At 35.5% G+C, this 24,789-nt stretch carries 23 protein-coding genes; 15 read left to right on the top strand and 8 right to left on the bottom strand.

Going from position 1 to position 24,789, the window contains the following annotated elements; translation table 11 throughout:
• Positions 1-259 precede the first annotated feature (259 nt).
• A complete protein-coding gene (locus GMD78_RS11150) occupies positions 260-778 on the top strand; it encodes an STM3941 family protein (RefSeq protein WP_155668905.1) in 519 nt (172 codons plus the stop codon).
• Between the two features lie 630 nt (positions 779-1,408).
• Entirely contained in the window at positions 1,409-4,447 is a 3,039-nt protein-coding gene (locus tag GMD78_RS11145; protein ID WP_155668904.1) for an efflux RND transporter permease subunit, read from the top strand.
• 502 nt (positions 4,448-4,949) lie between these two features.
• Here the strand turns inward: GMD78_RS11145 and GMD78_RS11140 are convergent.
• Positions 4,950-6,188, bottom strand: a complete 1,239-nt coding sequence (locus GMD78_RS11140) for a putative glycoside hydrolase (protein ID WP_155668903.1) — start codon at positions 6,186-6,188, stop codon at positions 4,950-4,952.
• 278 nt (positions 6,189-6,466) lie between these two features.
• Between GMD78_RS11140 and GMD78_RS11135 the strand changes: the two genes are divergently transcribed.
• Together GMD78_RS11135 and GMD78_RS11130 are read left to right on the top strand one after the other, a co-directional pair.
• Positions 6,467-8,131, top strand: a complete 1,665-nt coding sequence (locus GMD78_RS11135) for a diguanylate cyclase domain-containing protein (protein ID WP_155668902.1) — start codon at positions 6,467-6,469, stop codon at positions 8,129-8,131.
• A gap of 97 nt (positions 8,132-8,228) precedes the next feature.
• Positions 8,229-8,867, top strand: coding sequence for a YczE/YyaS/YitT family protein (locus tag GMD78_RS11130; RefSeq protein WP_155668901.1), 639 nt, complete (start codon positions 8,229-8,231; stop codon positions 8,865-8,867).
• A gap of 113 nt (positions 8,868-8,980) precedes the next feature.
• On the opposite strand, the gene GMD78_RS11125 is transcribed toward GMD78_RS11130, so the two are convergent.
• Both GMD78_RS11125 and GMD78_RS11120 read right to left on the bottom strand, forming a co-directional pair.
• Positions 8,981-9,142 (bottom strand): hypothetical protein, encoded by a 162-nt coding sequence (locus GMD78_RS11125; protein WP_155668900.1) that lies wholly within the window; start codon positions 9,140-9,142, stop codon positions 8,981-8,983.
• Entirely contained in the window at positions 9,139-10,272 is a 1,134-nt protein-coding gene (locus tag GMD78_RS11120) for an NAD(P)/FAD-dependent oxidoreductase (RefSeq protein WP_155668899.1), read from the bottom strand. The genes GMD78_RS11125 and GMD78_RS11120 overlap by 4 nt, the downstream gene beginning before the upstream one ends.
• 134 nt (positions 10,273-10,406) lie before the next feature.
• On the opposite strand from GMD78_RS11120, the gene GMD78_RS11115 reads away from it, so the two are divergent.
• Together GMD78_RS11115 and GMD78_RS11110 are read left to right on the top strand one after the other, a co-directional pair.
• Positions 10,407-10,973 (top strand): hypothetical protein, encoded by a 567-nt coding sequence (locus tag GMD78_RS11115; RefSeq protein ID WP_155668898.1) that lies wholly within the window; start codon positions 10,407-10,409, stop codon positions 10,971-10,973.
• A gap of 98 nt (positions 10,974-11,071) precedes the next feature.
• Positions 11,072-12,004: a manganese-dependent inorganic pyrophosphatase gene (locus GMD78_RS11110; RefSeq protein ID WP_155668897.1), complete on the top strand. Its 933-nt coding sequence runs from the start codon at positions 11,072-11,074 to the stop codon at positions 12,002-12,004.
• 88 nt (positions 12,005-12,092) lie between these two features.
• Here GMD78_RS11110 and GMD78_RS11105 read toward each other — a convergent pair whose 3' ends face one another.
• Together GMD78_RS11105 and GMD78_RS11100 are read right to left on the bottom strand one after the other, a co-directional pair.
• The gene (locus tag GMD78_RS11105; protein ID WP_155668896.1) at positions 12,093-14,726 is read right to left on the bottom strand and encodes a winged helix-turn-helix domain-containing protein; all 2,634 of its coding nucleotides are present in this window, start codon (positions 14,724-14,726) and stop codon (positions 12,093-12,095) included.
• A 114-nt stretch (positions 14,727-14,840) separates the two neighbouring features.
• Positions 14,841-15,527 (bottom strand): DUF4386 domain-containing protein, encoded by a 687-nt coding sequence (locus GMD78_RS11100; protein ID WP_155668895.1) that lies wholly within the window; start codon positions 15,525-15,527, stop codon positions 14,841-14,843.
• A gap of 234 nt (positions 15,528-15,761) precedes the next feature.
• Between GMD78_RS11100 and GMD78_RS21740 the strand changes: the two genes are divergently transcribed.
• From GMD78_RS21740 to GMD78_RS11070, 7 genes are all read left to right on the top strand, one after another.
• On the top strand, positions 15,762-15,878 hold the full coding sequence (locus GMD78_RS21740) for an RAxF-45 family protein (protein ID WP_281349700.1): 117 nt from the start codon (positions 15,762-15,764) through the stop codon (positions 15,876-15,878).
• Positions 15,879-16,251: 373 nt separating this feature from the next.
• Positions 16,252-18,132 carry a ribosomal protection-like ABC-F family protein gene (gene abc-f, locus GMD78_RS11095; protein WP_155668894.1) on the top strand — a complete coding sequence of 627 codons (1,881 nt, stop codon included), beginning with the start codon at positions 16,252-16,254 and terminating at the stop codon, positions 18,130-18,132.
• Positions 18,133-18,533: 401 nt separating this feature from the next.
• Positions 18,534-19,106, top strand: coding sequence for a DUF1062 domain-containing protein (locus tag GMD78_RS11090; RefSeq protein ID WP_155668893.1), 573 nt, complete (start codon positions 18,534-18,536; stop codon positions 19,104-19,106).
• Positions 19,107-19,507: 401 nt separating this feature from the next.
• The gene (locus GMD78_RS11085) at positions 19,508-19,981 is read left to right on the top strand and encodes an 8-oxo-dGTP diphosphatase (RefSeq protein WP_155668892.1); all 474 of its coding nucleotides are present in this window, start codon (positions 19,508-19,510) and stop codon (positions 19,979-19,981) included.
• Positions 19,982-20,032: 51 nt separating this feature from the next.
• On the top strand, positions 20,033-20,734 hold the full coding sequence (locus tag GMD78_RS11080) for a DUF998 domain-containing protein (protein ID WP_155668891.1): 702 nt from the start codon (positions 20,033-20,035) through the stop codon (positions 20,732-20,734).
• A 94-nt stretch (positions 20,735-20,828) separates the two neighbouring features.
• Positions 20,829-21,632, top strand: coding sequence for a pentapeptide repeat-containing protein (locus GMD78_RS11075; RefSeq protein WP_155668890.1), 804 nt, complete (start codon positions 20,829-20,831; stop codon positions 21,630-21,632).
• 161 nt (positions 21,633-21,793) lie between these two features.
• Positions 21,794-22,141: a DUF4260 domain-containing protein gene (locus GMD78_RS11070; protein ID WP_155668935.1), complete on the top strand. Its 348-nt coding sequence runs from the start codon at positions 21,794-21,796 to the stop codon at positions 22,139-22,141.
• Positions 22,142-22,279: 138 nt separating this feature from the next.
• Here the strand turns inward: GMD78_RS11070 and GMD78_RS11065 are convergent, their stop codons facing one another.
• The 3 genes from GMD78_RS11065 to GMD78_RS11055 form a co-directional block, all read right to left on the bottom strand.
• Complete coding sequence (locus GMD78_RS11065; protein WP_155668889.1) at positions 22,280-22,432, bottom strand: hypothetical protein; 153 nt, start codon at positions 22,430-22,432, stop codon at positions 22,280-22,282.
• A gap of 104 nt (positions 22,433-22,536) precedes the next feature.
• Complete coding sequence (locus tag GMD78_RS11060) at positions 22,537-22,734, bottom strand: hypothetical protein (protein ID WP_155668888.1); 198 nt, start codon at positions 22,732-22,734, stop codon at positions 22,537-22,539.
• A 50-nt stretch (positions 22,735-22,784) separates the two neighbouring features.
• Positions 22,785-23,069 carry a hypothetical protein gene (locus tag GMD78_RS11055; RefSeq protein WP_155668887.1) on the bottom strand — a complete coding sequence of 95 codons (285 nt, stop codon included), beginning with the start codon at positions 23,067-23,069 and terminating at the stop codon, positions 22,785-22,787.
• A gap of 534 nt (positions 23,070-23,603) precedes the next feature.
• On the opposite strand from GMD78_RS11055, the gene GMD78_RS11050 reads away from it, so the two are divergent.
• Complete coding sequence (locus GMD78_RS11050; protein ID WP_155668886.1) at positions 23,604-23,756, top strand: small acid-soluble spore protein P; 153 nt, start codon at positions 23,604-23,606, stop codon at positions 23,754-23,756.
• 191 nt (positions 23,757-23,947) lie between these two features.
• Positions 23,948-24,736 carry an MBL fold metallo-hydrolase gene (locus tag GMD78_RS11045; RefSeq protein ID WP_155668885.1) on the top strand — a complete coding sequence of 263 codons (789 nt, stop codon included), beginning with the start codon at positions 23,948-23,950 and terminating at the stop codon, positions 24,734-24,736.
• Positions 24,737-24,789 lie beyond the last annotated feature (53 nt).

Below are 24,789 nucleotides of genomic sequence, written 5' to 3'. Positions count from 1 at the left end.
AAAAGACTAGACTAGTATTCATGTCTAGCCTTTTTGTGTTATCTACTATTTTTCTACACGAAGCGTATACAGAATTGTTGGAAACTTCTACTGAAGAGGAAATATAGTATACTCAAATTTCTAAAGATCACAAAGGTTTAGTATCGATCAAGTTATTATAAAAACAACCTCAAAATTTACCAACAATTAGTGCTATATACTCTTGACTATATTTTATAAATAGATATATTAATGGTGAATTAGAAGGGGGAGATATAAAATGAATGAATTAGTTATCTATCCAAAGAGGGGAAGAATAGTTTTATTAGGATTTGCTTCCTTGATTTTTGTAGTACTAGGGATAATTTTTTATGCTGTAGGTGGAATGGAGGAAGGAACAACAGGTTTCTGGTTAAGGGTTATTGGTCTTATTACGTTTTTAATTTTTGGGCTATGCATGCTCTACTATATAAGGGTTTTCATAAAACGCAAACCAGCATTAATTATTTCCGATGAAGGAATTACCGATCATTCTAGTTATATAGGTGCTGGTTTAATTAAGTGGGAAGAGTTGTCAGGCATTGATTTTGTTAGTTTCGGTGGACAACATTATTTAGGAATCTACACTAAGGACCCAGAGTTAATCATTAATCGTGCAACAGGGGTGAAGAGATTGTTGAATCGTATGAATAAGGGCTTATTAGATACCCAAGCAAATATCCCGATTAAGATTCTTGATTGTTCATTAGAAGAACTGGTTGAAGTGATTAATTGTCGATTAGAGGAAAAAGAAGCATAAGGTAACCAAGGTAAGTTACTCACTAAACTCAAAGAAGCTGGGGCAACAGTTTCTATTTAATAAAAATCCAAACTATGATTCAAAATTCTTCAGTTAGAATTCTAATTGAAGAATTTTTCTTTTGAGCAGATCAGTTTTGCTAATTAGATGTAAAATGCACAATAACATTTGCTTTAAAATAACTAAGTCGGAATGTAAAGCTTGCAACACCGCTCCGAAAATACACTTCGCTTTTACTTTCAGCACAAGAGAAACATCTATTCAAGCTCCTTACATTCACTTTCACAGAGTCTAGCAGTGGGCTCGCGCTAAGCCTTCACGGTGGCGCAGAACGCTTCCTGTGGAGACTGAAATTCTTCGTTTCCCCACAGGATGATTCTACGTGTATTTCCTTCGCTAGGATTGTGCTCCACATTCTATAAACATAATTTAAATAAATGTAAAATTTCTCTATATTTTGTTATATTTCATCCATTAATGAAACATAAATGTGTATAATTCGTATTATGAGTCGGAAATATTTGGAATAATGTCAAACTCTTTATAGGAATAATTAGAGTTGGTTCATGCAAACCACTAAGACAGACATTTTTTAGATATGGAAAAGTATATAAAACAGGAGGAATACGGTTGTTAAAATTTATTTTAAAAAGAAAGATTTTAGTTAGCTTAGTTACTGTCTTGATCATTATTCTAGGTGGATATTCCATTACGAAGCTTGATCAAGTTCTTTTACCTGAAATTGAGTTTGATCAAGCCTATGCAATTATTAGTGCAGGAGACATGCCTGCAGCCGAGGTTGAAAGAACAATAACCTATCCATTAGAACAAGTTATTCAAGGAATTGATGGTGTAGAAGATATTGATTCAACGACAGCGATCGGACAAAGTACGATCTATGTCATGATTGAAACTGGTAGAGGTGATGAGGTTTCAAAAGAAGTGTCATCTATAGTACAATCAACTACTGCTGATATATCAGGAATAACGGAAGTTCTAACGGATCAAATTGGAACAACACAAAGTTATGAATTTTATATGGATATTTCCAATGGTGAAATGGATGACATGACTGAATTTGCTGAGGAAATTATAGAACCACGCTTGGAGGGGCTAAAAGAAGTTAGCGATGTTGCCCTAATGGGAAATCAAGCATATGAAATGGAGATTACATTAGATCGAGAAGCGGTTCGTGAACATGGTTTAGATAGCTCTCAAATCATTTCACAAATTCAGGAAAGTAATACGGAATCAACGCTTGGAGAGTTAACGGATGAACAAGATCAACCAACTTTACGATGGCAAACGAAGTTCCGGTCTTCCGAAGATATTGAAAAGATTCAACTCCCAACTCAATCAGGCTATATTACATTAGATGAGATTGCTAGTGTATCTTTACAACCATTAGAGTCTTCGTCCTATGTATGGAAAAATGGAACCAAAGACTTTATATTCATCCAGGTTGGGCGTTCGGCGAATACCACACAAATAGAAATGGCTGAAGCAGTTCGTGCTGAAGTAGAGGATATTCGGGAAGAAGGTCTTGTTGAGGGATTTGAATTAAATGAAATGGTTGCCCAAGCGGATTATATCGAGGATTCTATTGATGGTGTTTCTAGCAACATACTACTTGGTGGTATTTTAGCTATCGTTATTTTATTGCTATTTCTACGCAATGTTAGGGCAACAGTTATTATTAGTATCTCGATTCCAACTTCTATTTTACTTACATTTATAACCATGTGGGTTTTAGATTATAGCTTTAATATCTTAACCTTAATCGGTTTAGGTTTAGGTATTGGAATGATGGTCGATTCAGCTATTGTTATCTTGGAATCCATTTATAGAAAGAAAGAAGAAGGATTAGACTCGCTTAAAGCAGTGATTAATGGAACCAAGGAAGTTGCAACAGCAGTAATCGCTTCTATGCTAACAACGATTGTTGTGTTTTTACCAATAGGAATCATGGGTGGGGAAATGGGAGAATTCATGATCCTATTATCTGTCGTAGTTGCTACTACCCTAATTAGTTCTGTTGTCGTATCATTCACTTTGATTCCTTCATTAGCAGATAAATTCCTTAAGCTTAGAAGAAGGAAGAAAAGAGAGTCTGTGATCGTAAACAGTTATGGTCGATTTACTGGTTGGATCGTAAAGAAAAAGAGGAATAGCTTTACAGTAGTTGCTATTTTCTTTATCTTATTTATTGGTTCATTCTTTCTAGTACCAAAAATACCAATGAATATCATGCCTGATATGTTAAATCGATATTCTGAGTTATTTATTGAAATTGAACCAGGTATTACCGTGGAAGAAAGAGAAGAACTCGCACAAAAGATTAATGAAACGCTAATAGGTATAGAGGATGTAGAATCAAATCATATCATCGATGAAAGCGGTTCTTTTTATAGCATGATAAATATGACCAAAGGTGAAGAAGTAACAAGAGAACAAGATGAAGTGAATGAGGATATATTACAGACATTACGAGATTTAGCAGATGAAACGCCAATCAACAGTGTTCAAAGTATGATGTCGGTAAGTACAGGATTACCAGTTCAAATACAAATAAGTGGAGAAGACTTTGAACAACTTCAAGCAATTGGTGAGGACTTCAGTAAAGAATTAGAAAGTATAGGTGGCATTGAAGCAGTAACGACTTCCATTGAGAGAACCTCTATTGAAAAGGTAATTTCGTTAAAAGAAGATGTAATAGAAGATGAAGGTTTAACGAATAATTACATTAGACAGTTCATCCAACAAGCATTTTTAAACATGCCAGTTGGTGAGGTTCAACTTGATGAAAAAGATATTCCATTAATCATTAAATGGGATGAACAGACCACTACACAAGATAATTTGTTCTCTTTAAGAGTTCCTACACTAAATGGAGAAGAACCATTATCTGCTTTCATTGAATTGGAGGAACTCGAAGTTCCAAATGAAATCTCGCATCATAATGGTGAACGTTATATAACCGTTTCTGCCGATACAAGTAATACAGACTTAGGGACATTAAATCGAGAAGTACAGAATCTAATGGATGAATTTGAAACTCCAGTTGGCTACGAAATTGATGTTGCTGGTGACCTAGAAGTACAGCAAGAGCTTATACAAGATATGGTTATCATTTTAGCAATATCAATCTTTCTGGTTTACCTTGTAATGGCTGTACAATTTAATCATTTAGCGCAACCATTCATTGTAATGTCGGTTATTCCAATGACGATTGTAGGAGTAATTATTGGGCTTTTCATAACACAACAGGAGCTTAGTGTTATGTCTGGAATGGGAGTCATTATGCTAATTGGAATTGTGTTAAATAATGCGATTCTCTTAATTGATCGTACGAATCAATTGCTTCGGAGAGGAAATACATTAGTTGATGCTATTTCGGAAGCAGGAAGAAATAGGATTCGACCAATTTTCATGACGACATTAACAACTACTGGGGGTATGTTGCCACTTGCTCTTGCTTCAGGTACAGCAGGAAATTATCAAGCACCAATGGCAACAGCGATCATTTCTGGATTATTATTTGCCACATTCATTACGCTAGTACTCATTCCAGCTGTATACCGAATCTTTCACAGTATCGGAAATGGGTTTCATCGTGTGTTTCGGAGAAAGAAAAAAGTGAATACACCAGTAGATGATTTAGCAGGATAGTTTAAAGCCGCTCCTTTTATAGGGGCGGTTTTAATTATGGCTCTATTCGTATTGTATGGTGCTATTAAAATAAAAAGCGGCATTAAAATTAAATTACTTCATACTGTGGTTTCTAAAAATACACCACAGACGGCTTAATTTCCATATGAAAAATGGTACCAATCAATATAAATTATGGATAAAGTAGAATAAACCGAACAAACTAATAATCGTAACAAAAGCTGGAACACATAACTTGTTTTTCTATGTCAAACATGATACCTTTCTTGACCTGTTTCTGTTAGTCTGCGCATTTATCCCGCATATAACGGGCAGTAAGACCCCCACTTCAAACCTATGAGAATAAACCAAGGAGGTTAAGTGGGGGATCAACTGCCCGTAAATGTCCGATTCGTTCATCTAACAATCAGTGGGGGATGAGGAAACCCCCACTGATTGAAGATTCACTTTATGGAAGACATATGATCAAAATTAAAAAAACCGCAGACAAATTGTCTAGCGGTTAAGAAAATGCTGCTTTCGTGTATTCATTCTTGGCATTCCAAAGAAGATACTGGGTAATCCCTTCTTCTTCAATAGCTTTAATTTGATTTCTCACATCTTCTTCAGTGTAAATGCTTTTATAATCAAAGTCTTGAATCCATGGTCGAATAATAGCTGGATTCTCACCATTCTCTTTCAGTTTTTCATTACGCGCTTTTGCATCTTGCATGGCTTTTTTCATCAGATCATAGGGATGTTCATCGGGGTTAGCAATCCCATACGTATTAGGAGCATAATGCGATGGATAGGTCATTGGGGAAATATAATCGACTACTGGTGAAATTTTTTCCCAAATTTGCCCAATCCCCATATCATTTTCTGCTGTGGTGACTAAGCCAAATACATCCGTTGACACATATACAGGATAATGGGCCAATTTTTCTTTAGAAACAGCTAAAAAGTTTGTGATTGCATCACTTTTCTCAAGATTATCTGGGTTATCATAGGCTACTTCTTGATCAACCTGTTTTGCATTTTCTGGGAAACGGATATAGTCATACTGAATTTCATCTATGCCAAATTCAGCAACTTCAACAGCAATATCGGTGACATATTCCCAAATTTCCATTTTGTAGGGATCAATCCATTTAACACCAGCCTTGTCTGACCAAATCGTACCATCTTTTCGCTTCAACGCAAATTCGTTTTTATGCTCTGCTAAATACGGATCCTTGAAAGTAACAATTCGAGCAATGGTGTAGATATCTTCTTCCTTTAAACGCTGTATGAATGACTGAAGGTCAGCAACAGTGGGGTCAGAGTCAGAGCCAACTTCATCTACACGGTCGACATTGGAGTCATAGCTAAGTTTACCGTAGTCATCTTTAATATCAATGACAACTGCGTTAAGGTTTGAGGATTTCACTAAGTCAATATACGTTTCAATATTTTCATCTTTAATTGAATTTCGATTGAGGTAAATACCTTTTACGTCTTTCTTACCTGGTTTTTTAGGTTCTTCCGTTGTTAGTTGCTGTTCTTCTTTTGATGGTTCATTTTGTTGTGCTTCTTCGTCTTTGTTAGTCACTTCATTGTCAGTGGCGTTTTTCAATTTATAATTATTTATTTGATCGCCTTGATTATTTGTGTTTTCAAATGAAGAAGGCGTTTCTTTGGTTTCGTGTTGTGATTCATTTGAGGTACATCCAGTACCGGTTAGCAAAAGTATAATGATGAAATGAAATATTATTCTCAGCATCAATCCCTCCTTTTAACTTTACGTTGTGTTTTTCTCGCTTTTATATTCGAGTCATTTATTTACAACTTTAGTTAAGGTAGGAAAATGCATGACAGTGAAAATTTTGGGAAGACTATTTTGTAAGAAAATGATTAAATTATTTTTATCCGCTCATTGATTGAATTTTTCTGAAAAATAATACAGGTAAATATACCTATATTTAACGTAATGTGGTATAGTGAAATTAGAAGAAATTAACTACTTGGCTCGTGAAAATTTTAACAAAGAGCGTGATAATAATGGTCGATAGAGATTTGTTTTATAGTAACATTTTAATGAACGGAATAAAGGATATGGTCTATGTAATGGAAGTAGATAATGGCCAATTTATCTATAAGTTTATTAACCAGGTTGTTAAAGAACTTGCGGGCTTTACGGACTCTATCATAGGAAAAACATTTCAAGACGTTTTACCGAAAGAAAAAGCTAGCTTTTTAATAGATAAATATAATGCAGTTCTTAGGTCGAAGGAAATAGTAGTTTATGAGGATGATTACCCCTCCATTAAGGGTGAAATTCGTTATGGAGAAAACACTCTTAGTCCTATTTACAATGAACATAATGAATGTACCCATATTGTTGGTGTTGTGAAAGATATAACAGAACAAAAAAAGGCGGAAAAGGTAGCAGAAAAGTCTAAGGAGATGTTAATTGAGGGAAAGGAAAGATATCAATCTCTATTTGATTACAACTTAGATGCTGTTATAACGCTAGATATTAATGGATTACTGATTACAGGCAATCATTCTTTGGAAACAATGACTGGATACCACATTCATGACCTGACAGGTAGCTCTTATTTGCGACTAATTTTTCCAGGTCAAATAAAGAAAGCGAAAAAATATTATGAGCAAGCATTAAATGGGGTTCCAGAAGAATTTCGTCTTACAATTAAGAACAAAGATCGTAAAAAGGTAGAATTGGTTGCTAAGTTTTCTCCAATCGTTGTAAAAGAAGAAATTGTTGGAGTTTATGTTATCTGTAAGGATATTACTGAACAAATTAAGTTTAAGGATAAGTACAATGAGAGTGAAAATATATTTGAGATTATTACAGAACATTCGAGAGACCTCATTACGATGCTGAACAGTGAAGGAGAATATATTTATGCCTCACCTTCCTATAAAGATGTACTAGGGTTCACTCGGGATGAATTTTTAGGAAAGAAATTCTATCATAATATTTATCCTGATGATATAGAGCATCTAAAGAAAACCTTCTATTTATCTAAGAAAAAAGGGGAACCATGGAAAGAACAATTTAGACAAAAGCATGAAACGGAAGGATACATTTGGTCTGAGTTACATGGTTCACCAGTATATGATGATCATCATAATTTTAAACAAATGGTAGTTGTCTCTCGTGATATTTCTACACGTAAAAACTATGAATCTAAGTTAGAGGCATTTGCTTATCATGATGAATTAACTGGATTACCAAACCGAAGATACTTTATTGAGAATCTAGAGAAATCGTTAAGCGAAAAACGAAGTCTTAAAAATCGGTTTGCTGTTATTATGATCGACCTTGACAAACTTAAACCAATTAATGATACGTATGGTCATGATGTTGGTGATGAATTCTTAAAAGAATTTTCAAAACGAGTAAATCAAGTGATCAGAGAAGGTGATACATTTGCTCGTTTAGGAGGGGATGAATTTGCTATTTTTATTCCTAAAATTGACATCATACAAAATGTATCAAATGTAGCTAGAAGGATTATAAAGGTGTTAGAACAACCATGGGATATTGATAATAATTCGATATTTATTAGGGCTAGTGTTGGTATAGCTATTTCAAGTTTCAAAGCAGAGTCTGTGCAAAACTTACTAAAGACAGCAGATGAAGCTCTTTATGAAGTGAAAGATATGGGTGGAAATAATTATAAATTGAAGTATATCTAAATGCGCGCTTAACAAGTTATGTTTGGCATGTTTTTTTCTTGCATATCATCAACAAATCCCTCATGATAAGGATTAAGCAAAATTGGGGGAGAGTAAAATGAACTACGTGATACGTTGGACCTTCTTTATCGTTGGGCTTATCTTTTTTAGTTTAGGTATTTCGGTTACCATTAATGTTCAACATTTAGGGGTCCATCCATGGGATGTATTGAGTGTGGGCCTCTTTGAAAAAATTGGCCTGTCAATTGGTACATGGAATATACTGATCGGTATGATGCTAATTATTGTTACGTGGGTTCTTGATAAATCGTATATCAAATTAGGTACCTTCTTGAATGCTTTTATAGTAGGGTCATTTGTTGATCTTTTTTTGTGGCTTGATTTTTTACCAAAGGCTACACATACATGGATAGATATGATTACTATGCTCGTTGGGATTGTTTTGATGGGCATAGCTGGTGGAGTTTATAATGCTGCAAGAGTCGGATCTGGACCAAGAGATGGTTTTATGCTTTCGGTATCAGAAAAATTAGGAGCACCAATTAGGAGAGTACGAATCATTACGGAAAGTTCTGTTCTTGTAGGAGGATTGCTTTTAGGAGGACCGGTCTTCGTATTTACTTTCATTTTTACCTTCATACAGAGTCCATTATTTCAGTATGCATATTTACACTTTGTGAGATTGATAGATCGTTTAAGTGCGGAAGAGAATTTAATAAAATCAAAAGCTAGATAGTTGAAAAGTATATGCCTTTTTCTGTGAAATGAGGAACCACTTCATAGATCTATCGGTTCCTCATTCCACTATTTTCTAAAATTTTCTTGTGATCATAACTAAACAATATTCGTTTAGGTTCTCTGTACATCCTCTTTAATATGCATGATATAATAACCATTCGCATTTTCATCAATATCATGCTTTTCTATGAAATCTTTAATGTACAACCATAATAAAGCAGTTACTATTAACGTAACAAAAACAATAGATAGTATTAGGAGTTTTCCTTTCAAAATACCCCTCCTCCGTCTTTCTGTAGTGCTCCGGCAACATCATAATCCTCTAAATTAATGTCAATCTCTTCTCCGAGAGCTAATTTAGCTAATTGTATTCCAATGAATGGTCCAGTGGTTAATCCAGAGGCACCAAGACCATTAGCAAGTAAAATACCTTTAAATCCAGGAAGAGGACCGACTACTGGTAAAAATCCCGGTGTAAACGGGCGGAAGCCTACTTTTGTTTTCTTCATCGTACTATCGGATAAACCTGGAGCAAAGCTTATTGCTTTTTCAATTATTTCGTGTATCGCTCCTGCAGTAACACGATGATCAAAACCAACGTCATCTTCATGTGTTGCTCCAATCACAATGTGATCATCAAAGGGAACAATTGCTTGATCCGATGGAGGCATCACAAGTGGCCAGGTGGAAGTGTCTGTATTAGGAACCTGTAAGTGAATAAGCTGGCCACGTTGAGATGTCCCTTGGAAATTTACCCCTAAAGGCTCGAGTAAATGATTAATCCATGCGCCAGCAGTAGCAATCACCGTATCTGCCTCAAATTTCAAGTCATCAACCATAACCCCAGTCACATGTGAATTTGTAAAGTCTAATTTAGCATCGCCAATTATAAGTTGTGCACCATGTTTCTGTGCACCACGTAGTAACGCTGCCCTTAATAATGTTCCGTCTACGCGAGCAGCTCCACTAATATGAATAGAGCTATATTTTTTATCTAGTAATGGAAAAAATTCACGAGTTTTCTTTGAACTGAGAAGGGAAATCTCTCCAATTTCTGGAGCATCTTCTCGACGCTTTAATGCTCTTTCCTTCATTTGTAGTAGCTTTTCTTCATTATCACGAATACTTAATGCGCCAACTTTCGCATAGCCTGTGTCTGTCTCGCCATCTTCTACTAACTCTTGAATTAAACTCGGGTATATTCTAGCACCATTTTTAGCTAGATGGTACCAGGCTTTATTCCTTCGCTGCGACAACCACGGGCAAATAATACCTGTAGCAGAACTTGTTGCTTGTCCAGGCTCTTCCCGATCGATTATGGTTACATCTGCCCCATTTTTTGCTAACTTATATCCAGTTGTTGCACCTAAAATTCCTGAACCTATAATAATAACTTTTGTCATAGAAAAAAATCCTTCTCTTGTTTATTTACTACGTTCTACCATTACTATAAAAATAGTTTACACAAATGTAAATAAAAATGGAGGGAAAAGTATGTATAATAAAGAATAATTATGGTATAGAAGGGAGAGGTTTGATGAAGGAAAATATGATAGCAAAAATTCTATTTATAATAGGGATTGTTAATATAGTATTAGGGTTTATAATAGGATTAGTCGGAGCAGCAGAGGATCAAGTTGTTTATGATGCCTTTGGAATGGGGCGAGTACAATCAGGATTTAACTTTACATACTTTATTTCATGGGCAACAGGTGGATTTGTAACAGGTATGCTATTTATTGGCTTTTCAGAAATAATCAAGCTGTTGCATGTTATTAACTGGAAAACGCCTATGCCCCAACAAGTATCCAATAAAGAAAATCTCTTAAAAGAAACAACTTCACCGTCCAACAAAACAGTCCAAACATCGGTTGATTGGACATTGGGGGAAACGGAAGTTGAAAAAATCAAAGAGAAATATGCAGAATATCATATTTTAGATATCATTCCTTCTAATGTGGAGGGCTATTGTGTAGTCAGATTACAAACCGGAGCAGAGGAATTTGTTCATGTTGTGGACATTAATGGATTTGGTGTAGTAGAAGTAAAAGATGCAGGGATAAAAAAGACGATTATTTCGTGGTATAATGACCTCCAAAAATAAGTAAATTGCTATTCATTAAATGTCTATTTATGTTAATCTTGTAACTGGATATAACATTGAAATAAAAAAAGATCTACATATATAAAGGAGAAATGAACATGGGAAAAACATTGATTTTTGGACATAAAAATCCAGATACAGATACAATCTGTTCTGCATTAGCTTATGCTGATTTAAAAAATAAATTAGGAGTTCACGCAGAACCTGCAAGACTTGGAGAGGTAAACAAAGAAACACAATTTGCTTTAGATTATTTTGGGGTAGAATCTCCACAACTAATCGAAAAAGTAGCGGATGATGTTGAGAACGTTATTTTAGTAGACCATAATGAATTCCAGCAAAGCGTTGATAACATTAAAGATGTACGCATTAGTGAAGTAATCGATCATCACCGAGTATCTAACTTTGAAACAAAGGAACCTTTATACTTCCGTGCTGAGCCTGTAGGGTGTACTGCTACCATTCTGAACAAATTGTATAAAGAAAATGATGTGGAAGTAAGTAAAGAAATCGCAGGACTCTTAGTTTCTGCTATTGTATCAGATTCTCTTTTATTAAAATCACCAACTTGTACACAGGAAGATGTGGATGCAGCTTATGAATTGGCGGAAATTGCTGGTGTAGACCTCGAAAAATATGGATTAGATATGTTGCAAGCTGGTGCTGATTTAAGTGATAAATCACCTGCTGAGTTAATCTCAATGGACGCAAAAGAGTTTGCAATGGGTGATGCAAAAGTTGAAATTGCGCAAGTAAATACAGTTGATGCAAGCAAAGTGTACGAAGCACAGGCGGAAATTGAAGCAGAGATTAACAAAAATATCACGGACAAAGGTCTAGATTTATTCTTGTTTGTGGTAACGGACATTTTAAATAATGACTCAGAAGTGTTAGCTGTTGGAACTGGAAAAGTTAAAGTAGAAACAGCGTTTAATGTCTCACTAGATGATAACAACAGGGCATTACTTAAAGGTGTTGTTTCTCGTAAGAAACAGATCGTCACAGCGTTAACAGATGCGTTTACAAAGTAATAACAAGTAACAATTCACGAGGTTAGGTATAAGGAATAAACTCCTTATACCTTTTTTTATATTTTACAATGAGAGGTGGTAAATTACATTAAAACAACCCAAGTTCACGAGCACGGGCCACAGCTTCGGTTCTGCGACGGACTTGAAGCTTGCCAAAAATTCTGCGATTGTGTCCTTTGACGGTATCGAGGGCCAGGTATAGCTGCTTTCCAATCTCATCGTTCGATAAACCTTGCGCAATGAGCTGTAAAACTTGTAGTTCACGCTTGGTTAATGGCTCTACAAGTGATTTTGTAGAAGAAATTTGTGTGTCTTGTTGTACATCTCCAGCTGACAGTAGTTGACTTGTATAGCTCGGCATCCATCCTCTAACATGTGCTTCTTTTAAAAGCTGCCTCATTGGCTCACCCTCATCTGCGAAGAGACGGATGTAGCCGCCTGGCTCTGCAAGCTTCAAGGCTTCTTCCAGTATTTGTAGAGAAGCTTCTATCTTATGGTCAGTTTGCAGGATTGCAGCCTTAATAACTAATATCTTTAGCACCTCATATTTTTGACGTTTTCGATCCATTTTTTGTAACATTAACTCAAGTAGTTTCCGTGCTTCTGTAGTTTTTCCTTGTGCCCATAGGACACGTGATCGGATGATAGTATTGGTGTCATTTGGCTTCTCTGTCAACTTGTCAGCAGCGGTAAACTGCCCTCGACTAAGTAGTAGCAATCCTTGTACTTCGGTTAACTCAGGCATTTGATATTGAGGATGTCGACTATGCAGGAACTCCTTAGCTTGCTCTATATATGATGCAGCTCTATTGTTATCTTTTTGCGCTAGCTTTATCCTTGCAAGAAGTACATAGCAGGCAGCGGGAGTGTCGATAGTTTCTAGCTTTAAAGCTAACCTTACTCCCAGTTGTCCGTACTCCTCAGCCTCATCTAAGCGATTCCATTGATAAAGTAGACGGGCCATTCCGAAATACGCTTCGCAGGTACTGGGCAACGGCGGATCCCCTGCAAGTTGTAAAACTTTCTTGAATTTCTCCTTAGCCGAATGTAGCATGAGTTCGGCTTCCTGTACCTGACCTAAACAGATGGTAGCAGCAATTGTGATTAGTAAGTTGTCTGTAGCCTTAGCCGATGCAATTGCTTCGGTGTAGGCCTTGCTCGCCAATTTATAATCGCATTTAAGCTGATAAGCAAATCCTAGTGTCCAAGTAGCGGATGTCCGAATCGACAAATTGTCTGGCCGAAGCAGCTCTAAAGCACATTTGGAATGAATTTTTATCGCCTCGGCATCATTCTTAGGAATGGCTAACATCGCTCTTATAGCGGAGACATGACCGGTAAGATCACTTTTTTCTTCACTTGATTCCTTCTGCTGTAGTGCTAGCTCAGCCATCCTCAGCTTTTCTTCTACGTTGCTGATGGGATGCCCAGACACTGTTAATGTGGATGCATACGTGACCCACAAGTTAGGTCTGTCATCCAATATGGATCTGTCGAGTGATTCTAACCAGTGCAGAACTGGAGCAGTAGCACCTCTTAGATGTAGAGGCATACCGTCCCCTTCAAGTAGACGTGCAGCCCGGTCGATATCATTTGCCTCACTTGCATGATGGAAGGCTTCAATAAACAGACCTTTCATTTCATACCATTTGCTCGCTTGGATATGAAGTACTGGTACACGGGTAGTTGAACATCGTAGCAGCCTGTGTCGAAGTAGATCTGAGAATAAATGGTGATACCTGTACCAGTATCGATCATTGTCGAGGGGAATGATAAACAAGTTAATCCTCTCTAAATATTCCAGGATGTCTTGTCCTGTGCCGTAATCTCTTTCAAGTTCATTTTCGGACAAAGCGTCACAGAGCGAACCACACATGCGATCTAGGACTGCGGTTCGCAGCAAAAAGTTTTGTATGGGCTTCGGTTGCTTCTTCAACACTTCTTCTAATAGGTAATCCAATACTAGATGGTGATTGCCACTGAAGGAGCGAATGAACTCATGGTAATCTGTACTATTTCGCATGGAAAGCGCGGCTAACTGTAGCCCTGCAATCCATCCTTCGGTACGGGATTCAAGTAAATGTACTTCTTCAGGCTCGAGTGTAAGCCCCATCGTATGGTTCATGAACCTCTCCGTTTCTGATTTATTAAATTGCAAATCTTCGGCACGTAGTTCTGTAATCTGGTCTCGAACCCGTAATGAGGATAAGCGCAGCTTTTTCGTCTCACGAGTAGAGATCACCAAGTGCATCTCAGACGGCATATATTCAATTAGAAAATGAATTGCATCGTAAATTGGTTCAGATTGAATGACGTGGAGGTCATCCAAGATAAGAATACAGGGAGTTTGAAACGTGGATATTTCATCGACTACATAGGTCATGATTGTTTCCACAGGAAGTGACTGAGAGGAACGAACTAATGGAAGTATCCTGTCTCCAATTGATTCTGATATGCTCTGTAACGCTAAAACGAGGTAGGTTAAAAAACGTGTGAGATCATTATCTTCCTGGTCTATCGAGAACCACGCAATCTCTTGTTTGCATACTGTAAGCCATTCACTGATCAAAGTAGTTTTACCGAAACCTGCCGGTGCTGAGACCAGTGTTACTTTACGATAGAGCCCTTCGCTCAGTCGTTCACTCAATCGAGTGCGAGGAACAATATATTTACGCAGTATAGGAATATGAAGTTTGGTAGCTAGTATACCATCATCTTTCAATTGAACACCACCACAGCTTTCTATTGAGTACTTTTAACCTACAGTAACCCGTAGTGGGAAGGATTGCAACCCTAAATCCTATACTTGCAGAAAAGCTCTGCTCTATGCTGAAAACTAAGATGGAAAACCTTTCCTCCCTCTAATAAATAGCCAGATAATCAATAGTAACTCTCCGATAAAAGTATATATGGAGATTTCAAAGCTATAATTTTTAAAGAAAAGCAAGCCAAGTGAATCCATGAGATATCCTAACCCTGCAATGAAGATTAAAACCCCTAATATTTTCGGAAAATAATTTGAATGAAGCATTAGGTATCCAAGTACTAGCAAATGGAGACCGAATATAATAAGACTTATATTCCACTCATTATTAAAAGCGTTTATATACAACATAGCATGTGCATAGTGTTCTGCAGGTTCCCAAATAGATAAGAACTCTGTATCGATCAAGATTTGTAATGCGTTATAAAGCTGGTGAATAGCAACTCCAAACATAGTTGCATACACAACGCGGAAGCATGCTGCTAGCAACGAAAGTGTATGATGGATGGGCTTAAACACCTTGTAGAGCGACCAAGCAATAATAACATCGAGAATCACTACAGCGACGAGACTTATGATAGCACTGCGAAACAATCCCTTTGAGGCCAGGATATTTGCTGCTGTTTCCACTGCATTATCATTTACAATCAAACTCTGAAGTACAAATAAATAAGCGAAGGGACCTAGTACGGACATCATAAGTAAGCTGTATCCTGCGATCCTGGCCGCCTTCTGCTGTGAAGCTAATTCCGTTAACATATCATCACATCCATTTGAATTATTTTTATCTATAGATTAGTGGATATCACACAGATGTGTATAGACACTAAAGTGTTTTTTTAAGGATGCTTTACCACTAGCGATCATTTTGGATAATATCTATGTTTTGATTTAGTTTAAGGTTGTTCAGCCCTTTTTTTGCTTTAATCTTGAATTTTATTCCGATAAGTTATAAAATAAAATTAATTTAAAGGAATCGGAGGTGGAGTTAAGATGTTAAATCGAGCTGTTTTAGTGCACGGATACTGGGCTGAGTTCCTTTATTTTTGCCGTGCAAAATTTGCTGTTGCAGTTGCTAACGGGACACGTGTGTCTTTTTTTAGCAACTAAATAGTAATCTAAAACGGTGAAAACATCTCTTAACCCACATAATAGTAGGACGGTTGAAAGGAGGGCATTTTCATGCTCTCCTTTTTCTAGAAGATAAGAATGATTTCTTATCTTCATGGTAAAATGAAGGCTTTGCCATATGGTAATAGTCAATATTTGAACAGAAATATGAAGCTGTTTTGAATCAGGTAAACGGCTTGATTAATTGTCCAATTAGTAGCCATGGGAAGGTATGTCTTCTCATGGCTTTTTTTGATAGTTAAGAAAGTATAAGCCTTTTAATCTGCTTCAGTACAAAGAAGGCTTTTGCATAAATAGCCAAGTTGTCTATTTAACTAAGAATTTACTACTTATTTTAAGGAGGAATAATCGGATGATTGTATGTAGTGTAAATAAGATAGCAAAGATGTATGGAGGAAACTCCATTTTTGAAGATATATCATTTGAAATAAAAGATAAACAACGTGTGGGTCTAGTAGGGAGAAATGGTAGCGGAAAAACAACTTTAATTCGCTTACTAGCAGGTGAGGAAACAGCTGATTCAGGTCAAATACACTGGAAAAAAGGTGCTACCATTGGTTATCTTACACAAATTCCAGAATACCATGATACGACAACGACCAAGGATGTATTACGCTTAGCTTTCTCCCCTCTATTGCAGCTAGAAGAAAAAATGAAAAAGCTTGAAATTAAAATGGGGATGGAAAGAGACGCAGAAAGGTTGGAAAAATTCATTGTCGATTACGGGAATTTACAAGAACAGTATACGATCAATGGTGGATATGAAATAGAATCTAATATCGAAAAAATCGTTCACGGCTTAAATATACACCCTTTACTTAATCAACCATTTGCTCAATTAAGTGGAGGCGAAAAAACAAAAGTTGGTCTAGGTCTGATGTTACTCAAACAGCCAGATTTACTGTTGTTGGATGAACCGACAAACCACTTAGATTTAATGGCAGTCGAATGGCTCGGAAATTTTCTTAAAGAGTATCAAGGGACAGTCCTTGTTATTTCTCATGATCGCTATTTCCTTGATGAAGTAGTGAATATGGTAATTGATTTAGAAGATGGGGGAGTAACTTCCTATCACACAAATTTTTCTGGCTTTGTACAAGAAAAAGAAGAGAGGCTCCTAAGAGAATTCCAAGCTTATGAGGAACAGCAAAAGAAAATTAAAAAGATGAGGGAAGCGATTAAACGATTAAGGGATTGGGCAAACAGAGCAAATCCACCAAATGACGGCCTGCATAGAAGGGCAAGGAACATGGAAAGAGCATTAGAACGAATGGAAAAGTTACATCGACCGATATTAAAACGAAAGAAAATGAACTTAGAAATGGAAGCTGCGGATCGAAGTGGGAATGATGTCATTATCCTTACCGATATTTCAAAAAGTTTTGATGAAAAGCAGTTATTTAAGAATGTAACTATGCATGTGTCTTATCAAGAACATGCTGCTTTAATAGGAGAAAATGGAACAGGAAAATCTACATTAATCAAATTAATCCTGCAGCATCTTGAACCAGATGATGGAGAAGTGCGGATTGGTAGTAATGTCAAAATTGGATACCTATCTCAAAATATTTTTTCTTCTATTGAAAATGAAACGGTTATGGATGCCTTTAGGAATGAGGTGAATGTAACAGAAGGAGAAGCAAGACATATCTTAGCAAGGTTTATGTTTTATGGGTACACTGTTTTTCAAAAAGTATCTCAACTAAGTGGTGGTGAAAGGATGCGTTTAAGGTTAGCTCAATTGATGTATCAAGACATTAATTTGCTTATCCTAGATGAACCAACCAATCATTTAGATATTGAATCAAGGGAAGTGTTGGAAGAAGCACTCGAAGATTATCAAGGTACTATTTTGGCAGTGTCCCATGACAGGTATTTTCTTAACAAGCTATTTGGAAAAATATATTGGATAGAATCAAAGAAGATCCATTGTTTTGACGGGGACTATAACTGGGCAAAGGAGAAAATGGCTGAATTAAGAGAAAATACCGTTCAGAAGTATGTGGAAGAAAAAACAAAATCTACCCTACGTAAACAGAAACCAGATAAGAAAAAGTATATCAAGACTGAAAATATAGAAAGGGAAATAGTTTCATTGGAGGAAAGCATAACAGAGATAGACAAAAAGTTATTAGAAGTAGAAGATTTGGAGCTATTACAGCAGGTATATAAAGAAAAAGAAGATTTAGAACAGAAATGGGAAAAGCTTTGTAACCAGTTGGAAAACGGTTAATATTTTCGTTAAACCGATCATTGACATCATACACAATAGTGATATCCTAATAATAGGAGAAATATGGAAGGTGGAATTAGATTTGCCAGCATACTTGTAATGGTTAAGCAACTAAATAGTACACTTCTTTTTGAACGTTATTGTTCGAACACGGGAGAAGTGTGCCTATTTTTAGCCATTACAGGGAACGCGGGATAATCAGTTGTTTTACATCCAAGCGGGATACCTATAAGGGATTCTGCTTTTTTTAGCAGATAAGAAAGTATAAGCTTTCTTATGCTGCATAAGTGCAACTAAGGCTTTTGCCATAAATGCTTGGCAAATGCCAAGTTTTCTAATGGGAAATCTTTCTCCATCCAACCGTTATTGGCGTTCCTCTGAAAAATAGGAGGAGCAGGTGTATGAGTTCTAATAATATAGAAACCTATGAGATCATTCCTCAGGAGACACCATATGTCATACGAAATTGTAGCAAATGTAAAAGGAACACAGAATTTTATTGTAGTGAGAAGTTCAGGGTAAATGCAAATCAGAAAACAGTTGATATCTGGCTCATCTATAGCTGTATTCATTGTGAGGGAACTTGGAATTACCCTATTTTATCAAGAATTAACGTAAATAAAATTGATTCTGTGCTACATCAAAAGTTTATGAATAATGATAAAGAAACAATCTGGTTTTATGCATTTCAAATCAATAAGCTAAGAAAGCATTGTCATCAAGTCAATACAAATATTAGGTACGAGATAAGAAAGGAATCGCTTGATCAAAAGTCTAAGCAAGTTACCATTAAAATTTGCTGTAAATATGATTTTGGTCTCAGGATAGATAAACTGCTAGCAGAAATCTTTAATATTTCAAGATCAAAAGTAATTAAATTGGCACAAGAGGGAATGCTTTTGCTTCATCCAGATATCAATCTAAAAAATAAATTGATTGATGACTTACAAATTACAGTTATGAGTGGATGGTAGCAAAGTTTGGCTGAATATTATTGTTTAACAAATAACAGTCTTGAGGTGTTTTTGAGGGAAATAAGTATATTATTTTAAGGAAAATCAACAAGAAATAGGGTTATGCTCTAAGAAGAGCATAGCCCTTTTCAAATTGTATAGAAGGTATTAAAAGTTGATTATCATAAATGGGGTTATTCCTATTCCACATAATTTGTGAATACAAAGTTTAATCTCGATAGTAATTTTAGAATATTATGTTATTATTGACGTGTGTTAAGTTATCAAAAAGACACTAGATTAAATCAAAAAGATTAATATAAATACGAGAGATTTTACTTAAAGCAAGTTATGCAATAATCAGTCATACATCATCACCTTTACAATAAAATTATAATGTCATCAACGTATGGAGGATAACTATGGATCAATCAATTAACTATAAACTATGGACAGTTTGTATGATTCAAAAAGAGGATCAGGTTTTACTTCTTAATAGACAACATGATAATTTCAAAGGTTTTATTCCACCAGGTGGCAAAGTAGAGTTTCCAGAGAGCTTAGTAGAAAGTGCCATACGAGAAGTGAAGGAAGAAACTGGATTAGAAGTTAGTAACCTAATCTATAAGGGATTATATGAATATGTTAACCCAATTGCAAAGGATAGATATTTAATTTTCAATTATATTACAAACGAGTTTAAAGGAAAACTATTAGAAAATCCTCCAGAAGGAAAATTAGAATGGGTAAATATAGATGATGCATATAATTTACCTATGCAAAAATCAATTCGAAGAAGGTTTCCTTTTTTCTTTAAGGATGGAACGTTTGAGATTCATGTTGAATGGAATCACGAGGAGAATAAAGAAGGTAAGGTTACTATTACAACTACATAAACTATATTCAACTTATAGTGGAAACACAAGATTTTATTAAAAGGAGAAATAATGAGCTCATATTTTTTTATTATGTCTGTTTTGACCGTTATCGTATGTTTTGCTGCGTTCTTGCTTCGAAACAAACGAGAAATCACAGCAAAAATTGGCTTTATATCTTGGATATCATTAAGTCTATATTTTATTATCGAGTTTATAGTCATTCGAGCATCTACTGTATCATACAATTTATTCACGCAGCCTATGAGTGACCTTGGGGTGACATCTTGTGGAATAGATACCTATGAACTTGCTAACTATGAAATTTGTTCACCCTATCATCTACTGATGAATTGGACCTTTACAATCACAGGAATTGTTATTTTTGTAGGTGCTATTTTTCTACACCAATTCTGGCCAAATAAAAGGCAAACAAGGATTGCAACCACACTATTGGCGATTTTTGGACTTAGTTTTACCATATCAGGAATTATCCCTGCCGATATTGGTTTTCTTTGGCATACATTTGGAGCTCTACCTGGTATGATTGTTCAAATTCCTGCTTTAATTTTAATCGGTCGAGCGATTCGTCATAACATGCCAAGATTATCGACTTGGACTTTTGTGTGTACATTGATCACTACAGGTAGTCTCATACTATTATTCTTTCAGACGATATTTATTCCCGGCGGACTATTGCAACGAATACTCTATGGATCTGTTTTTTTATGGATGACTGTTACTGCTATAGTGCTTTGGAAAAAGAATAACTAATGGATACAAAAAGAGTTGAGGAAGGTTGTACTTTCTAGAAATATATTCAATTTATTGAATTCTAAATTAAACAATACGGGAAGTGTCTACGGATATGGAGGATTTTTTAAAATCAGATTGTAAGAATTGCTTTGGGTTATGCTGTGTAGCTTTGCCATATGCGAAATCAGCAGATTTTCCAGCTGATAAAGCTGGGGGAGAACCTTGCCATAATTTATGTGTAGATAATCGGTGTAGTATACATAATAACTTGAGAGAAAAGGGTTTTCGTGGTTGTGTTTCGTATGAGTGTTTTGGAGCTGGACAACATGTTTCACAGTTCCTTTATGAAGGACGTGATTGGAGGAATAACGCTGAGCATTCTAGCGAAATGTTTACCGTATTTCCTTTAATTCAACAACTACATGAAATGCTTTGGTATCTCTATCAATCTATGAATTTGAAGGAAACAAAATCATTTCAATCTAGCTTGCAGGCAATTTATGATGAAACAATAAAACTTACGAAAAAAACACCTGATGAAATAATAAATATGAATATAACTTTACATAGAAGTAGAGTAAACGACTTATTGATAAAAACAAGTGAACTGTATCGCAAAAAAACAAGTGGTTTTAATAAAAGGAAAAAAGGACGTAACTATATAGGAGCAAACCTAGAAGGTGCTAATTTAATAGGTGCCAATTTTAGAGGTGTACTTTTGATTGCATCGAATTTGAGAAATGCTGATTTAAGAAAGGTAGATTTTATCGGTGCCGACATGAGAGATGCCGACATTAGTGGTGCTAACCTAACTGACTGTCTCTTTTTAACACAATCTCAGATCAATTCTGCTAAGGGGAATATTCACACGAAACTACCGAGCTATTTAGAGAAGCCAGACCATTGGTTAAAGTAAGTATAAGCTAGGTTGTCAGCATTACAAGATGAAAGGTTAAATTATGAAGCTGTCCCAAATTAATTTTTCACCAATAGTGGGAACTTAAATTATATTCGAACGTATAAAAGTAAAGATAGGGGTGAGGTGGTTGGAACCTTACTTAAGGAATGGGGGAGGAAATGAATAAACTACTATTACATGCTGAAGGCTTTGCCGTTTTAGCATTAAGTGTATATGCTTACGGATTAAATCAATTTAGTTGGTTATTATTTTTTATCTTGATATTAGCACCAGATATTTCAATGCTTGGCTATTTAGTAAATAATAAGATCGGAGCATTACTATACAATTTATTTCACACATATACCGTAGCGATTATAGTTATTTTTTTCGGTTTATTATTATCTAATCCAAGCACTATAGCAGTTGGAATAATATGGACTGCACATATTGGAATGGATAGGATGTTTGGATTTGGATTAAAATATCAGTCGGAATTTAAAGAAACTCATTTAAATCGTGTATGATTGAAAAAACTTTTAAATACTACTTTTAACGATGTATTTATCGCCCTTTGATCTATGTAGCTGTAGCCATTCATGTTATAAAAAGAATAAACCTCTCCATGTATGATTGAAGAGGTGTGGTTAGCTGGAGTAAAGCACCTATTTTTTAATTTGGTTAATAAGATTGTTTATGCGTTGTTGTAACGTTTCGATACTTGGTATATCTATACTTTTACGAGAACTAGTACGATTAAGATTACTGTTCACTTTCTGTTCCATTTCATTTATCTTTCTTTTAATTTCATCTATCATATTTAGTACCTCCTTTCTGATACTTAGAATATGATAGATTTTTATGATAGTTATATTTCACCTGTTATTATAAAATTAGTAGTTTTATCCAATAGAGTTAGAGATTACTTATCTGAAAGCATTTTTGACATCAGTTCTGTCATTTTCTTCATTTGTTCTTCATCATCCATCATTTCTTTCATTACGTCCATAGCTTGCTGTTTCATTTCTGGATCTTTCAACATATCTTTTAATAAATCAGGTGCATTTTCTGTATTACCAAAACTTTTAAATAGATCTTCAAGATTTAAATTCTTTGACATCGTTTTCATCACTCCCTTAATCGATATTTTTTTTTGCGTGTTCTTTAAAACTAGCCACTTAAACTCTTCACATATGCAATTCCTTCTTCTGTTTTCAGTGTGTTGATCAGCCCTAGTAATTTATCTATTGCTTCGGTATCTATTTTTTTATTATTCCATTGCTGCTTTAGCTGAAATAGGAATTGTTCGCTACTGGATAACGTATTCTGTATATCATGATTTATTGTGAACGCTACATTAGAAGAGGTGTTTCTTTGATTGGGGATACGATGTTGCCTATTATATTTTAATTGTCGGTACTTTTGGGCTCCAGTTTTTTTATTCGGCTTCTTCAAATAATTTCAGCAACCTTACCATTAAATCTCTCAATACATAGGTATGTTTGAATCGAACAATGGAAAGTGTGAATGTCTATTTGATCTGTAAAATATATGATTACCTATTAATAATTAATAGGAATTTTTCTAATCCTAAAATCTAGTTTAAAGCGAATAGATAATAGGTTAGATTTCTATTAAAAATAACTATTTTTACGAGTTTCAAAGAATTTTGTGTCTTCGTTCAAACGGTAAACATAAATCCCATATTCTATTAATGTGAAATCTCATAGAAAGACTATGGGAGGTGAATAGGAATGTTAGTAGTAGCTTTACTTCTATAATTTGTCTGGTTCTTTAATTTCACACCAATTATTCTATTAATTGCCCTAGTTGCAGCTTTATTTTGTTAGTAGATTAATCTAACCCTCCAACTTTTACAATTCAGGTAGGTGCTTTTATTACAAAGTACCTACCATTTAAATTTAATCTGTATAAATTGATATCCTTCCCAAAAACTATACATGTATGCTGAAAGGGGGGATTTCTATTATGGCAGGTAAACCAAAAGGGCCAAAACAACAAAAGCAACCTGATTTACCACTTGGTCCAGAACAACCTTATGGTGAACCGTTAAGCGGATCTAAAAAGGTTAAGAATCGTAATCATTCAAGGCAAAAACAAAATCCACATCATGATTTTTAGATATGTTAAAAAAGGTAGTGAGGAGCTACCTTTTTCAATTATGCAGGATAGGGCATAAACTTTCCTATCCTGCATAATTGCAACTAAGGCATTCACCACTTGGCAAATTCCAAGTTTTTTAATCTCAATTGCGCAGTCTATCACGCTGGTCTACAATAGAATAGATAACGCAATACATAGGAGGAATATTAATGAAAGAAATTAATGATGAATGGTTTACAGTGCAGGAAATAGATTCGAAAACATTCGCTATTAGTGAATATGGCCACTGGGAAAAAGTACATTCCTTCTTGTTAATTGGTGAGGAACGATCCGCACTAATTGATACTGGATTAGGAATCGACAATATAAAACGAATCACAGACCAGCTTACCGATTTGCCAATTATCGTGATCACTACGCATGTTCACGTGGATCATATAGGAAGTCATGGAGAATTTGATACGATATTAGTCCATGAAGCTGAAAAAGATTGGCTAGTCAATGGAATAATGGGTTTACCAGTTGAACAAATTAGAAAAGATATTGGTCGAGATATTACGAAACCAACTCCTACAACATTTGACCCTAGTACATATACACCATTTCAGGGACAACCAACAGAGACATTATCTGATGGAGATTTAATTGACTTAGGTGATCGTTTATTAACGATCTTACATACACCTGGCCATTCACCAGGTCACATTTGTATTTTGGACAATTCTAGGGACTTTTTATTCACTGGCGATTTATTTTATACAGGAACTCCTATTTATGCATTTTATCCAACGACAGATCCAGAGGATTTAGTGAATTCATTAGAAAGAATATCTTATCTAGAGGGTGTTCAGAAGATATATGGCTCACATAATCAGTTAGGAATCGATCCAATTATTTTATTTGAGGTATTAGAAGCGGTATATGAGCTACGAAGTAAAAATGTTGTTCGACATGGGACAGGTATCCATCATTTTAAATCGTTTAGTGTTCAATTTTAGTGAGGGAGATGCTAGTGGATTGGATTCAGTATATGGCATTTCACGGTGGTGAG

The sequence above is a fragment of the Ornithinibacillus caprae genome, assembly GCF_009728145.1.
Lineage (GTDB): Bacteria > Bacillota > Bacilli > Bacillales > Amphibacillaceae > Ornithinibacillus > Ornithinibacillus caprae.
This window is presented reverse-complemented; position numbering and strand designations above follow the sequence as displayed.

Coding starts and splice junctions, on each gene's coding strand:
- GMD78_RS11150 (WP_155668905.1), top strand. CDS start 260: ATGAATGAATTAGTTATCTATCCAAAGAGGGGAAGAATAGTTTTATTA.
- GMD78_RS11140 (WP_155668903.1), bottom strand. CDS start 6,188: ATGCTGAGAATAATATTTCATTTCATCATTATACTTTTGCTAACCGGT.
- GMD78_RS11135 (WP_155668902.1), top strand. CDS start 6,467: ATGGTCGATAGAGATTTGTTTTATAGTAACATTTTAATGAACGGAATA.
- GMD78_RS11130 (WP_155668901.1), top strand. CDS start 8,229: ATGAACTACGTGATACGTTGGACCTTCTTTATCGTTGGGCTTATCTTT.
- GMD78_RS11120 (WP_155668899.1), bottom strand. CDS start 10,272: ATGACAAAAGTTATTATTATAGGTTCAGGAATTTTAGGTGCAACAACT.
- GMD78_RS11115 (WP_155668898.1), top strand. CDS start 10,407: ATGAAGGAAAATATGATAGCAAAAATTCTATTTATAATAGGGATTGTT.
- GMD78_RS11110 (WP_155668897.1), top strand. CDS start 11,072: ATGGGAAAAACATTGATTTTTGGACATAAAAATCCAGATACAGATACA.
- GMD78_RS11100 (WP_155668895.1), bottom strand. CDS start 15,527: ATGTTAACGGAATTAGCTTCACAGCAGAAGGCGGCCAGGATCGCAGGA.
- GMD78_RS21740 (WP_281349700.1), top strand. CDS start 15,762: ATGTTAAATCGAGCTGTTTTAGTGCACGGATACTGGGCTGAGTTCCTT.
- abc-f (WP_155668894.1), top strand. CDS start 16,252: ATGATTGTATGTAGTGTAAATAAGATAGCAAAGATGTATGGAGGAAAC.
- GMD78_RS11090 (WP_155668893.1), top strand. CDS start 18,534: ATGAGTTCTAATAATATAGAAACCTATGAGATCATTCCTCAGGAGACA.
- GMD78_RS11085 (WP_155668892.1), top strand. CDS start 19,508: ATGGATCAATCAATTAACTATAAACTATGGACAGTTTGTATGATTCAA.
- GMD78_RS11080 (WP_155668891.1), top strand. CDS start 20,033: ATGAGCTCATATTTTTTTATTATGTCTGTTTTGACCGTTATCGTATGT.
- GMD78_RS11075 (WP_155668890.1), top strand. CDS start 20,829: ATGGAGGATTTTTTAAAATCAGATTGTAAGAATTGCTTTGGGTTATGC.
- GMD78_RS11070 (WP_155668935.1), top strand. CDS start 21,794: ATGAATAAACTACTATTACATGCTGAAGGCTTTGCCGTTTTAGCATTA.
- GMD78_RS11065 (WP_155668889.1), bottom strand. CDS start 22,432: ATGATAGATGAAATTAAAAGAAAGATAAATGAAATGGAACAGAAAGTG.
- GMD78_RS11060 (WP_155668888.1), bottom strand. CDS start 22,734: ATGTCAAAGAATTTAAATCTTGAAGATCTATTTAAAAGTTTTGGTAAT.
- GMD78_RS11050 (WP_155668886.1), top strand. CDS start 23,604: ATGGCAGGTAAACCAAAAGGGCCAAAACAACAAAAGCAACCTGATTTA.
- GMD78_RS11045 (WP_155668885.1), top strand. CDS start 23,948: ATGAAAGAAATTAATGATGAATGGTTTACAGTGCAGGAAATAGATTCG.